Source organism: Kribbella sp. NPDC056861, assembly GCF_040687575.1.
Taxonomy (GTDB): domain Bacteria; phylum Actinomycetota; class Actinomycetes; order Propionibacteriales; family Kribbellaceae; genus Kribbella.
The window spans coordinates 454,754-467,163 of the sequence record NZ_JBFBNQ010000001.1; the positions used below are offsets into that span (position 1 = coordinate 454,754).

General features: G+C 69.0%; 12 protein-coding genes. 5 read left to right on the top strand and 7 right to left on the bottom strand.

The window, feature by feature from the left end; all coding sequences use genetic code 11:
• Positions 1–127 precede the first annotated feature (127 nt).
• Entirely contained in the window at positions 128–634 is a 507-nt protein-coding gene (locus tag AB0P21_RS02040) for a MarR family winged helix-turn-helix transcriptional regulator (protein ID WP_363693074.1), read from the bottom strand.
• Positions 635–658: 24 nt separating this feature from the next.
• Between AB0P21_RS02040 and AB0P21_RS02045 the strand changes: the two genes are divergently transcribed.
• Positions 659–1,579, top strand: coding sequence for a cyclase family protein (locus tag AB0P21_RS02045; RefSeq protein ID WP_363693075.1), 921 nt, complete (start codon positions 659–661; stop codon positions 1,577–1,579).
• A gap of 127 nt (positions 1,580–1,706) precedes the next feature.
• Here the strand turns inward: AB0P21_RS02045 and AB0P21_RS02050 are convergent, their stop codons facing one another.
• Positions 1,707–2,591, bottom strand: coding sequence for a hypothetical protein (locus AB0P21_RS02050; protein WP_363693076.1), 885 nt, complete (start codon positions 2,589–2,591; stop codon positions 1,707–1,709).
• A 203-nt stretch (positions 2,592–2,794) separates the two neighbouring features.
• Positions 2,795–5,515 (bottom strand): GNAT family N-acetyltransferase, encoded by a 2,721-nt coding sequence (locus tag AB0P21_RS02055; RefSeq protein ID WP_363693077.1) that lies wholly within the window; start codon positions 5,513–5,515, stop codon positions 2,795–2,797.
• Positions 5,516–5,560: 45 nt separating this feature from the next.
• Here AB0P21_RS02055 and AB0P21_RS02060 point away from each other — a divergent pair, with 45 nt between their 5' ends.
• The 4 genes from AB0P21_RS02060 (at position 5,561) to AB0P21_RS02075 (ending at position 9,604) form a co-directional block, all read left to right on the top strand.
• Positions 5,561–6,709 carry an SLC13 family permease gene (locus tag AB0P21_RS02060; protein ID WP_363693078.1) on the top strand — a complete coding sequence of 383 codons (1,149 nt, stop codon included), beginning with the start codon at positions 5,561–5,563 and terminating at the stop codon, positions 6,707–6,709.
• Between the two features lie 173 nt (positions 6,710–6,882).
• The gene (locus tag AB0P21_RS02065; protein WP_363693079.1) at positions 6,883–8,592 is read left to right on the top strand and encodes an AMP-binding protein; all 1,710 of its coding nucleotides are present in this window, start codon (positions 6,883–6,885) and stop codon (positions 8,590–8,592) included.
• Positions 8,592–9,359: an ABC transporter permease gene (locus AB0P21_RS02070; protein ID WP_363693080.1), complete on the top strand. Its 768-nt coding sequence runs from the start codon at positions 8,592–8,594 to the stop codon at positions 9,357–9,359. The genes AB0P21_RS02065 and AB0P21_RS02070 overlap by 1 nt, the downstream gene beginning before the upstream one ends.
• Positions 9,356–9,604: a DUF2630 family protein gene (locus AB0P21_RS02075; protein WP_363693081.1), complete on the top strand. Its 249-nt coding sequence runs from the start codon at positions 9,356–9,358 to the stop codon at positions 9,602–9,604. The genes AB0P21_RS02070 and AB0P21_RS02075 overlap by 4 nt, the downstream gene beginning before the upstream one ends.
• On the opposite strand, the gene AB0P21_RS02080 is transcribed toward AB0P21_RS02075, so the two are convergent.
• The 4 genes from AB0P21_RS02080 to AB0P21_RS02095 are packed head-to-tail and all read right to left on the bottom strand — an operon-like array spanning position 9,601 to position 12,396.
• Complete coding sequence (locus tag AB0P21_RS02080) at positions 9,601–10,023, bottom strand: TIGR03667 family PPOX class F420-dependent oxidoreductase (protein WP_363693083.1); 423 nt, start codon at positions 10,021–10,023, stop codon at positions 9,601–9,603. The genes AB0P21_RS02075 and AB0P21_RS02080 overlap by 4 nt on opposite strands.
• Before the next feature lie 29 nt (positions 10,024–10,052).
• Positions 10,053–10,466 carry a CoA-binding protein gene (locus AB0P21_RS02085; RefSeq protein ID WP_363693084.1) on the bottom strand — a complete coding sequence of 138 codons (414 nt, stop codon included), beginning with the start codon at positions 10,464–10,466 and terminating at the stop codon, positions 10,053–10,055.
• Positions 10,467–10,480: 14 nt separating this feature from the next.
• The gene (locus AB0P21_RS02090) at positions 10,481–11,134 is read right to left on the bottom strand and encodes a response regulator transcription factor (RefSeq protein ID WP_363693085.1); all 654 of its coding nucleotides are present in this window, start codon (positions 11,132–11,134) and stop codon (positions 10,481–10,483) included.
• Positions 11,116–12,396, bottom strand: a complete 1,281-nt coding sequence (locus tag AB0P21_RS02095; protein WP_363693086.1) for a sensor domain-containing protein — start codon at positions 12,394–12,396, stop codon at positions 11,116–11,118. The genes AB0P21_RS02090 and AB0P21_RS02095 overlap by 19 nt, the downstream gene beginning before the upstream one ends.
• Positions 12,397–12,410 lie beyond the last annotated feature (14 nt).

Genomic DNA, 12,410 nt, shown 5'->3' on the forward strand with positions numbered 1-12,410 from the left:
CACCTCGGTAAGCGCCGCTCGAGCAGAATTCCTGATCGTACGGCGGCACTGCCGCGGAGTCGGCACGATTTATTCTCTCGACGCCGCGAGTGGGCCGACTCACCCAAGTGGCCGATCGCTTGGCGGGTCAGGAACGCCCGCCGGCCTGAATGGCTGTGGTCAGCCGGCCCAACAGATCCAGCGCGAACTGTCGCTCAGTATCGGTGAGCGACTGGCAGACCTCGTCGATCGTCTGGATTGCCGGCACCCAGGCCGTCAGGACGGCGATCCGCGCCGCCGTCGTACCGGTGATGGTGACCCGGCGGCGATCGACGCTGTCGCGAACCCGTTTGACGTGGCCGGCACGCTCTAGTCGGTCGACCAGTGCGGTGGTTGATGCCATTGCCAGTCCCAGCCGGTCCGCGAGGTCGGATGCACCCAGGGCTTCGTTCTCGCTGAGCAGCAGGATCGCCCTCATGTCGGAGGCGTTCATGCCCATTACGCGCGCCATCCGCCCTGCGAGGTCCTGGGAGGCGTCGATCAGGGCGCGGACGGCGTCGGTGGCGGGGTCCAGTTCCGCGATCTCCGCCGGTACTCCGTGGGTCGCGTCTTCGCTCATGTCGGCCATCTCACCCCAGCATTTTCCTTCGATCATCGAACTATTCGATAGGCTAAGCATATGACTACCGAGCGCGTTACCGAGACACCGGACCCGAAAACGCAGTCCCCGAATGCCGACCTCCCTAGCAACCGAGGACGCTGGGGCGCGGACGACGAGCTGGGTACCTTGAACCTGATTACCGATGAGGTCCGCGCACGAGCCGTGGCCCAGGCACGGACCGGACGCTGGGTGTCGCTGGCCATGCCGGTGGAACCCGCATCGATGGCCGGCGGTCCGTTCGCTCCACCCGGGCCCGCATCTCCTGCGGTGCAACAGGCGATGCTCTACACCGGTACGCCGCCGATGGGTATGGCCGAGGTTCTCATCCTGACTCCGCACCACCCCGCGCTGACTCATCTCGACGCGCTGGTCCACGTTCCGGTCGATGGACTCGTCTACCCCGGGCGACCGTTGACGGAAGCAGTCACCGCGGCCGGGGTGCAGCACGGCTCGACGACGGCGTTCGCCAGCGGCGTGCTGACCCGCGGAGTGCTACTGGATCTGGCCCCCGGTGATCGACTGCCGCCCGCACACCCGGTCACGGCCGCCGACCTCGAAGCCGCCGAGCGCCGCAGCGGAGTCGTCCTGGAGCCCGGCGATGCCGTGGTGGTGCGCGGCGGCTGGACCTTCACCTGGGGAGACAAAGCACCGACACCCGGCCTGACCGTGGACGCCGTCACCTGGCTGCAGCGGCGCGATGTCGCCCTCTACGCCGGTGACATCGGAGACGCCTTCCCGCCGCTCGACCCGCAGGTGCCGATGCCGCTGCACCAGATCGGCCTGGCCCACCTCGGCCTGCCGCTGATCGACGGAGTCGCGGTCGAGGAACTCGCCGCGACCTGCGCAGAGCTTGGCCGCTACACGTTCCTGCTGTCGATCGCGCCACCCCGGCTGCACGGCGCTACCGGGGTACCGGTCAACCCGATGGCGATCTTCTAGCCACACCAGTTGGCTCATCGCGCAGTACGTCGAACAGCTCTGTCCGGAGTGGACTCGCCGCGCATGTTGCCAGATGCCACTGGCGCCGGTGGGCAGCGCGTCTGCGGTCGGAGTGCGCCTGCTGGCGTCAGGCCATCCAGTCGCCGATCTTGTCCCACCATCGGTTGAGATTGCGTTCGGCCATTCCCTGGTCGCTCAGATCTCCGGCGCATGAGGCGACCTCACGCATGAGGGCGGTCCCGCCCGTCTCGTTGAGCCGGTGGCCGATACGCCGGATCGCGACGGCGTTGGCCAGCGCAGGCTCCGGCGTCTCGCCTGAGGTCAGCAGGCGGTCCAGGTAGTTGTCGTTGGAGCGAAGGTCACGCTGTCGTTCGTCGAGGGCGTTGTACTCCCAGTCGGCGGCAGCACAGAGCTCGACCAGCCGCGACGCCGTACCGAAGACATCGAGTGAGGTGTCCTGCTGCTCCACGGTCGGCCCGGCTTCGAGCGCCGCCAGCCGATCAGGTGGGCAGGCGTGCCGTAGGAGGTTCAGTGCGCTTCTGGTCTCCCCTGACGTGAATCCTGACGCCACGAGACCACGGGACAGCACGATGTTCAGCACCATCCGCAGCCCGGCGTCCGGCAGCCGCCAGACGGTTGCCGCTGCCTCGTGTGCGACCTCGCGATCCAGGAGCAGGTCGGCGACGCGGTCAGGGATGAGCGCCGAATTGGGGACGAGGTGCGGTGAACGCAGGCACTCGCGCCGCACTGCGGAGTCCGGATGGTGCAGGAGCACGTAGCACCACATCGCCCGCATCAATTCGTCGTCATCACCCACGAAACTGGCGAGGCCGGCGTCACCAGGGCGGACCGACGGCATGGGCTGTTGCGCTAGGAACGCGTCGACATCCGGGCGGGCAGGCACTCTGACCGGTCCGCAGTCGTAGAGCTCGCAGGTCCACGAGCCATCGAGCACGAGGTCGGGCTGCCGCCCGCCGGAACTGTTGCTGGTGCGCTTGCGCCGGAAAATCATCTGGATCGCCTCCTTCGCCAAACGCTATTGCAAGCTGCCGGCTCGGGCGGTGGACCTGGCAGGGTCCGGTCATCCGTCCTCTGTGGCGGGCGAGCTGCGTGCCTCGCGGCTGGCCGTCGACGAGATCCTCGCGGCTGGCGGTCGACGAGATCTTCGGGCCATGTCGCCTCGGCCGACGGCGGGTGCTGCCTGTTCGGTTGAGGTCAGGTGAGACGGCGGGCGGGAGTGTCCTGCCGAGGCTTTTCGTTGGGTGCGATGCGGATGGTGGTGTCGAGAATCGTGGCCCCCTGGGCCGCCACCAGTACCGAGCGCAGGTCGCAGCGGACTACCTCTTCGAGCTCCAAGGTGAGGCGCGAGACTCGGTGGAGGAGGTTTTCGATGGCTGGAATGTCGACCGGGTCGGAGCCCCGGTAGCCGTAGAGGAGCGGCGAGGCCCGGACCTCGCGGACCATCTCGGCGGCGTCGACCGTGGTGAGGGGTGGCATCCGGTAGGCACGGTCGCCGAGGAGGTCGGTGGCGACGCCGGACAGGCCGAAGGAGATCACGGGGCCGAAGGCAACGTCTTCCAGGGCCGAGATCACCACCGGTACGCCGGGGGGCGCCATCTTCTGGACGACGAACTGCGCGCGGCCGGGGTCGGAGGCGACGCCGAAGGTGTGGATCATCACGTCCCACGCTTCGCGCATATCGTCTTCGTCGTGGATGTGGCGCCAGATGTCGGCCAGGTCGGGGCGCATCCGCCATTGCTCGGCGGTTGCTTTGAGGATCACCTCGAAGCCCAGGTCGGCGGCGCGGGCTACTGCCTCGTCGGCCGAGAGGACCGGGAAGGCGGGGAGCACGCTGATGTCGTAGAAGCTCAACAGGCGTTGCCGGTCGGCGTCGTTCAGGTCGGCGCCTTTGGGGTGCCGCTGGAGGAACTCGGCGACGAAGTCTTCCGCGCCGGCAGTGTCGACGTCGGGAAGGTCGGGGATCCTGCTGTCGGCGCGGCGACGCCACTCCGCGTACTCCGTTGCTTTCGCGAGCGCCCCGACGGCGTACTGCGGGGACGAGAAGGACGGGATCGAGCCTCGCGCGGCGCCACCGTGCTCGTCAGGCACACGCAGCTGCTCGGGGACGCTGCGGGAGGCCAGGAACGTGGAGACGACCGGCTTGTCAGAGCCGGCGGCCGCGGCAGCTAGGACCCGGGCGACCTCGGCGCCGTTCGAGTGGACCGGCGGGGTGAAGATCACGATGACCGAGTCGACCCGGTCGTCAGCGAAGACCTCGCCCAGCGCGACGCCGAAGTCGGCGGCGGTCGCTTCGGCGTTGAGGGTGCGTGGCTCCCCCGCGACGTCGAGCCCGTAGCCGGCGACCGAGTCGAGGGCGAGCAGGGTGAGCGCGTCGGAGTTGCTCACGATCGCGATCCGCCGGCCCTTCGGCAGCGGCTGGTGCGCCATCAACTGGGCGACGTCGAACAACTCGCCGGGCGTGTCGACACCGATCAGCCCGCTCTGCCGGAACAGCGAGTCGACCGTTGCTGATGGCAACGTGCTGCGCCGGACCGTGTGGCCGAGCGGAACGCCCTGGGTGGCGCGGCCGGACTTCAGCGCGATCACCGGCTTGCGGCCGGCCAACCGCCGGGCGACCCGGCTGAACTTGCGCGGGTTGCCCAGGGACTCCAGGTAGAGCAGGACGACCTCGGTCGCCTCGTCGGAGTACCAGTACTGCATCAGGTCGTTGCCGGAGACATCGGCCCGGTTGCCGGCCGAGACGAAGCTCGACAGGCCCAGCCCACGGCCGACCATGTCGGCGAGGATCGACACACCGAGTGCACCGGACTGGCAGAAGAAAGCAACCCGGCCGCGACCGGGCATCAGCGGGGAAAGCGTCGCGTTCAGACTGACGCCGACGGCGGTGTTGATCACGCCGAGCGCGTTGGGCCCGATCACCCGCATCCCGTACGACCGGGCCAGGCCGACCAGATAGCGCTGCCGTTTGCGGCCCTCGTCGCCGATCTCGGCGAACCCGCTCGACACCACCACCAGCCCGCGCACACCTTTGGCCGCGCAGTCCAGGATGACGTCGGCCACCATCTCGGCGCGCACCGCGACCACGGCCAGATCCACCGGACCATCGACATCCCGAATCGTCGGGTACGCCGGTACGCCGTCGATCTCGTCGGCCTGCGTGTCCGTGTTCACCGCATAGAGCCGCCCCGGGAATCCGCCGTCGCGCAGGTTGCGCAGCAGCGCGTTGCCGATCGTGCCCTCACGCCGCGACGCCCCGATCACGGCAACCCCCGCCGGGGACAGCAGCCGGGCGATCGAAAGCGCCTCTGAGCGCTGCTCGCGGGCCTGCATCACCCCGAACGACGTGTCGGTCGGCGCGATGTCGAACTCGACCATGATCACGCCGTCCTCGAACTCCCGCATGACCTTGTAGCCGGCCTCGGTGAAGACGGTGATCATCTTGCGGTTGTCCGGCAACACCTCGGCGATGAACCGGGTGATGCCGTGCTCGCGGGCAGCCTGCGCCAGGTGCTCGAGAAACAGTTGCCCCAGGCCCCGGCCCTGGTGCGCGTCCTCGATCAGGAAGGCGACCTCGGCGGTTCGCCGCCCGGTCCGCTCGTACCGGCCGACGCCGATCATCGCGTCGCCGACCGTCACGATCAGCGCCAGCCGGTCCACGTAGTCGACCTGGGTGAACCGCGCCACGTCCCGGTCGGACAGCTGCGGATACGGCGCGAAGAAGCGGTAGTACTTCGACTGCTCGGAGACCCGCGCGTAGAAGGCCACCAGCAGCTCGGCATCACCGGGAGTGATCGGCCGCAAGTGTGCTGTCGCCCCGTCGCGCAGGACCACATCCGCTTCGTACTCCGCCGGATAGCCGTCGGGGTGCTCCACGGCATACTGGGCCGGTCGCTGAGGCTGCTCCGGCACTGTCACGCGGCCAGCGTACTCACACAGCGGACTTCGGAGGGCGGCAATTCCATGTGGTGGTTGAGTGCGCTCGGCGGGATTGTTGCGCTCGTCACCGGCCTGCTCGGCCCGTCGGAGGCGCTCGACGTGATCGAACGGATCGCGCCGGTGCTGGTCTTCCTGGTCGCCGTGACGATGATCGCCGGGCTCGCCGACGCCGCGAAGGTCTTCGAGGTCGCCGCGCGGGAGGCAGCCCATCTCGCCCGCGGCAGCGTCTGGCGGCTGTGGCTGCTGGTGGTCACGCTCGCCACCGCCCTGACCATCGTGCTGTCGCTGGACACCTGTGCGGTGCTGCTCACCCCGGTGGTGCTCGCGATGGCGCGCCAGCTCGACATCCCGCCGAAACTCTTCGCCTTCACCACCGTCTGGCTGGCCGGCACGGCGTCGATGCTGCTGCCGGTGTCCAATCTCACCAACCTGCTCGCGCTGCACCAGTTCGACAAGCTCGGTCTGGGGCTCGGCGACTACCTCGGGCTCAGCTGGCGGCCGGCGATCGCCGCGATCCTGATCACGGTCGCGGTCCTCGCGGCGCTGTTCCACAAGGACCTGCGCCGGACCTACGTCGTACCGCCGACGCCCGATCTGGATGACAAGGTGCTGTTCTGGGGCTCCGCCGCGGTGTGTCTCGCGCTCGGCCCCGCCTTCGTCACCGGTATCGACCCCGCTTGGCCGGCTACCGCGGGCGCGCTCGTGCTGCTTGTGCTCTTCGCCGTACGCCGGCGCGGCGAGCTGAACTGGTCGCTGGTGCCGTGGCGGCTGGTGGTCACGGTGGTCGGACTGTTCCTGGTCGTCGGCGCGCTCACCGCCCACGGGCTGGAGGGTCTGCTCAGCGACATCGCCGGCACCTCCCCGGGCGGCCTGGCTGCACACCTGCGGCTGACCGGCACGGCGGCTCTCGGCGCGAACGTGGTCGACAACCTGCCGGCGTACCTGGCGATGGAGCCGGTGGCCGCGGCGGACGGCACCCGGATGATGCTGCTCCTGATCGGGGTGAACACCGGCTGCCTGCTCACCCTCTGGGGCTCCCTGGCCACCCTGCTGTGGCGCGACCGATGCCGCGCCGCCGGGATCCACATCTCCTGGTGGTCCTTCCTCTGGCGCGGCCTGATCCTGACGCCCCTCGTCCTCACCGGAGCCGTCCTGGCCGTCAGCCTCGCCTGAAGGCCGAGACGACCGGGACGGCCGAGAAGACCGGGGCGAGCAAGCCGGGCACGACGGCCAGCGCACCCACGGAACAGACCAAGGATCGAACATGCGTTCGACTTTAGTCACAATCCAGGTCGTCACGCAAACCAGCGTTTGCCGATGTCGGCGGGCTGGGGAAGAGTGCGGGCATGAGCCAGGAACAGAGCACCTCGGACAACACCCGCACCTTCCGGGACGCGCGGGACTTCCTGGTCGCCTGCCGCGAGGACTACGAGACCGCGTACCGCGAGTTCAGCTGGCCGGTGTTCGAGCGGTTCAACTGGGCCCGGGACTGGTTCGACGCGCTGGCGGTCGAGCAGGCCGAGGTGGCCGCGCTGACCATCGTCGAGGAGGACGGCGAGGTCAACTCGCTGACCTACGCGGAGATGGCCGAGCGCTCCCGCCAGGTGGCTGGATGGCTCACGGCGGCCGGGCTGAAGCAAGGCGACCGGGTGCTGATCGTGCTCGGCAACACCGTCCCGCTGTGGGAGGTGATGCTCGGCTGCATCCGGGCCGGCGCGGTGATGATCCCGGCCACGACGCTGCTGACCGACGCCGATCTGGCCGACCGGATCACGCGCGGCGCAGTACGGGCTGTGGTGACGAGCAGTGCGGATGCGTCCAGATATGAGGGTATCGCCGATGACTGCATCCGGGTCAGCGTCGGTGGAGCTGTGGACAACTGGCTCGATTACGACGATTCGCGCGACTTCCAGGGCGAGGATCCGCAGCCGGATACCAAGGCCGACGACTCGCTGCTGCTCTACTTCACCTCCGGTACGACGAGCCAGCCCAAGCTGGTGGAGCACACCCAGGTGAGCTACCCCGTCGGCCACCTGTCGACCATGTATTGGATCGGCCTGCAACCCGGCGACGTGCACCTCAACGTCTCGTCCCCCGGCTGGGCCAAGCACTCCTGGAGCAACGTCTTCGCGCCCTGGAACGCCGGCGCGACCGTCTTCCTCTACAACTACACCCGCTTCGACGCCGAGAAGATGCTGCAGGTCCTGCAGACCTACGGCGTGACCACCTTCTGCGCGCCGCCGACCGTCTGGCGGATGCTGATCCAGGCGGATCTGTCCGCGGTCGAGGTCGCCATCCGGGAGTGCATCTCGGCCGGCGAGCCGCTCAACCCCGAGGTGATCGAGCAGGTCCGCAACGCCTGGGGCATCACCATCCGCGACGGCTACGGGCAGACCGAGACGACCGCGCAGATCGGCAACACGCCTGGTCAGGAGGTCAAGCTCGGCTCGATGGGCCGGCCGCTCCCGGGGTACTCGATCGCCTTGGTCGACCCGTCCACCGACGAGGTCGGCGACGACGGCGAGATCTGCATCGAGCTCGCTCCCCCGCCGGTCCCGCTGATGGTCGGCTACCGCGATGCCGAGGAGATGACCGCCGAGGCGATGCGGGGCGGTTTCTACCACACCGGCGACGTCGCGAGCCGCGACGAGGACGGCTACATCACGTACGTCGGCCGCTCCGACGACGTGTTCAAGGCCAGTGACTACCGGATCTCGCCGTTCGAGCTGGAGTCGGTGCTGATCGAGCACCCGGCCGTCGCCGAGGCCGCGGTGGTGCCGTCGCCCGACCCGGTCCGGTTGGCGGTGCCGAAGGCGTACGTCGTACTGGCGGGTGGGCGGGAGCCGTCACGCGAACTCGCCGCCGACATCCTGCAGTTCTGCCGCGACCACCTGGCGCCGTACAAGCGGATCCGGCGGATCGAGTTCGCCGAGCTGCCGAAGACGATCTCGGGCAAGATCCGGCGGGTCGAGCTGCGCGCCGACGAAGCGGCCAAGGTGGACAGCGGTGAGCGCGCCGAGCACTCCTACGACGAAGCGGACTTCGTGACTGGCTGATGTCCACCGACACCGGCCTCGGCCTCGCCGCGGTCGTGGTGCTGCCGCTGCTGATCGTGCTCGCCGTGGTCGCCTCACGACGGGCGTCGCTGCGGCACGACAAGGGCATCGTCACCGCCGCTCTGCGGGCAGTGCTGCAACTCGCGGTGGTCGGGGTTGTGGTCGGCTTCGCGTTGCAGTCGACGCTCGGCGCGCTGGCGTTCATCGCGATCATGTTGACGGTCGCAACCATCACCAGCACCCGGCGGATCCGCGCGATCGCGGTGGTACCGCATCAGCTCGCGTACTGCGCTCTGGCGATCGGAGCCAGCGCGGCAATCGTCCTGCTTCTGCTCCTGCTGCCAGGCGTCGTCCCCCGCAATCCGGAGACGCTGCTGCCGATCGGCGGCATCATCATCGGTGGCTCGATGAACGCGACCACCCTCGCCGGGCGGCGGCTGTTGTCGGAGTACGGGGCGAGGTTCGGGGAGTACGAGGCGGGCCTGTCGATCGGGTTGATGCCGCCGGACGCGTTCAAGCTGGTCGCCGGCCCGACCGCCGGTGACGCGCTCCTGCCGGCGCTCGACCAGACCCGCACGGTCGGTCTGGTGACGCTGCCCGGGGCGTTCGTCGGGATGGTGCTGGGCGGCGCCTCGCCGACCGCGGCCGCCGCGCTGCAACTCGTAGTACTGGTCGGGCTGGTGGCCGCCGAGTCACTCGCGATTCTCACCACCACCGAGCTCCTGGCCAGGGCGTCGCTTCCCGACGGGCGTACCGTTTCGGTATGACCGACGACAAGAGCCTTTTCCACCGGATCGACGAGCTCGTTGCCGAAGAGCACGATCTCCGCACCAAGCACGCCGCCGGCGACGTCACCGACGAAGACGAGCGCACCCGGCTGAGCGCCCTCGAGGTCGAGCTGGACCAGTGCTGGGACCTGCTCCGCCAGCGCCGTGCCAAGCGCGAGTTCGGCGAGGACCCCGAAGCCGCCAAGGCCCGGTCCGCCGAGACCGTCGAGGGCTACCTCAACTAGAACCCGCGCAGCTTGTCCGGCCTGATCCGGATCAGGACCGGGTAGTCGCGGTGGAAGTCGTCGGAGGTCATGTTCAAGCTGGACAGACCTTCGGCGTACTTCGCGTTGTAGGCGGCCAGCTCGTCAGGCGTGGCAGGCTTGCCGTCCAGGACGGCCTCGCCGGTGATCACGCCGACGTCGCCGCCGGTGAAGGTCGCGTTGAAGTTGAGCGCGACCCTGGGCTGCCCCGCGACGTTGTGCACCTTGGCCTTGCCGGCCTGGCTGAAGACGAGGATCTCCGCGCCGTTCCAGCCGAACCAGACCGGGTTCGGCTGCGGTGTGCCGGATTTGCCGACGGTGGTCAGCCAGATCACCTGCTCGTCGGTCAGCTGCTGCTCGATCCGCGCGCCGAATGCCGTCGAGGTGTCGATCGTGAACATGGGGCCCCTCAGTTGTTCGCCGGAACAGGTCAGGACGGACCCAGGCGCGCCCACTCGATCGCCGGGCAGCGGTTCATCACCATCGTGAGTCCCGCGTCCGTCGTCCGGGTGTAGGCGTCCGGATCCACCACATCCAGCTGGAACCAGACCGCGCGCGCGTTGATTCCCACCGCCTGGTCCGCGATCTCTCCGGCCAGCTCGGACCGGACGAAGACGTCGACACAGTCGACCGGGAACGGGATGTCGGCCAGCGAGGCGTAGCCCTGCTCGCCGTGCACGGTCTCGGCGGCCGGATGCACCGGCACGATCCGCTTGCCGTGCGACTGCAGAAACCTCGCCACGCCGTACGCCGCCCGCCGGGTGTTGCCGGACAGGCCGACCACCGCCCAGGTCTCGCAGTCGGCCAGCACCTTGCGGATGTCACCCTCGTCAGCCCACGTCATACCGAGATCCTCCCTCAGCCGCGCAAGTAGGTCAGCACGGCCGACACCCGCCGGTCGCGACCTTCGTCGAGCTGCAGCTTGGCGAAGATGTTGCCGACGTGCTTGCGGACCGCAGCCTCGCTGACCACCAGCTGCTCCGCGATCGACGAGTTCACCCGGCCCTCGGCCATCAACGCCAGTACTTCGAGCTCGCGCGGCGTCAGCGCGGCCAGCGGACCGTCGTCGCGGCGGCGGGCCAGCAACTGCCGGACCACCTCCGGGTCGACCACCGTGCCGCCGGAAGCGACCTGGTCGAGGGACGCCAGGAACTCGGTCACGTGGCCGACCCGGTCTTTCAGCAGGTACCCGATCCCCCCGGTCGTTGTCTCCAGCAACGACGACAGGTACGCGTCGGCGACGTACTGCGACAGCACCAGAATGCCGATCTGCGGGAACTCGGCCCGGATCGCCGCCGCCGCACGCAGCCCCTCGTCGCTGTGCCCCGGCGGCATCCGCACATCAGTGATGACGACATCTGGCGGCGCTTTGCGGACCACGGCCAGCAACGTGTCGGCGTCACCGACAGAGTCCCGTACCTCGTGACCGGCCCGGTCCAGGATGCTGGCCAGCCCTTCGCGCAACAGCAGTGAATCCTCAGCCAGGACGATGCTCAGTCGTCGAGCCGGCACGGGCACTCCATCCTCAGTCGGGTCGGCCCACCGAGTGGGCTGGAAAGGTCGAGTGTCCCTCCCAACGCGTCCAACCTGGTCACCAGCCCGGTCAACCCGGTGCCACGAGCACCGTCCACCGTCGCTCCGCCCACCCCGTCGTCGGTGATCGTGACGACCAGCCGATCACCCGAGACCCAGCCTTCCACCTCGCACCGGGTCGCCTGCGCATGCTTCGCGACATTGCCCAGCGCCTCGCTGACCACGAAGTACGCCGCCGCCTCGATCGGCGTCGGGAACCGGCCGGGCAGTGACATCCGCACGCTCACCGGCAGTGGACTGCGATCAGCCACCTCCCGTACTGCGGCCTCCAACCCGTGGTCGACCAGCACCCGCGGATGAATCCCCCGCACAGCCTCGCGCAGATCCGCTAACGCCGACTCGGCCTCCGCATGAGCCTTCACCACCAACCGCCGCCCATCCCCCTCCGGCAGGTCGAGTTCCGCCAGGCCGAGCGTCATCGTCAACCCGACCAGCCGCTGCTGTACGCCGTCGTGCAGGTGCCGCTCGATCCGCGCGCGCTCGGTCTCGAAAGCGTCGACCAGATCCAGCCTGGACCGCCGCAGCGCTGCCACGTTGCGCCGCAACTCCTCCTCCCGCGGACCCAGCAACGCCTTCGCCAGCTCCGCCTCCGCCCCGGCGAGCGCACCGAGGATGTAGGAGCTGACGACGTACCAGGGCGGCCCGAAGGCGACCAGGAACAGCAAACCGTCGGCGAAGGAGCTGAGCGTCCACGGCCCCATCCCCATGTCACCGTGCTGCGCGATGAACGGAGCCAGCAGCGTCACGACCAGCACAGTCGCGCTCAGACCGGCGAACGCGAGACTCAGCGGCCACACGAAGAAGCCGAGCAGCAGGCCGTAGCCGAGTGCCCGCAGCGAAGCGCGCTCGCGGCGGCGGAAGGTGAAGCGGGCGCGCAGCGTGTACCCGGCGGGCATCGCAGCGTGCGGACTCGGAACGCCGACCGGGATCATCAGCCGCGCTCGCCACCGCTCGACGATGCCGATCAACACCCCGAGCACCGGCAGCGCGGCAATCACCATGATCCCGACCAGGACCGGGATCAGCACCGTGCCGAGCGCCGCGGCGACGAACAGCACCACGATCGTCACCAGGCCGACCGGCACCGAGCTGAGCAGGTAGGCATAGCTCCGCCACGGCCATGACGAGATCAGGAACCGCCTAGAACTCAGGGCGGCCCATGCCGTGTTCGGTCTGTCCACCCGGCCAACCCTAG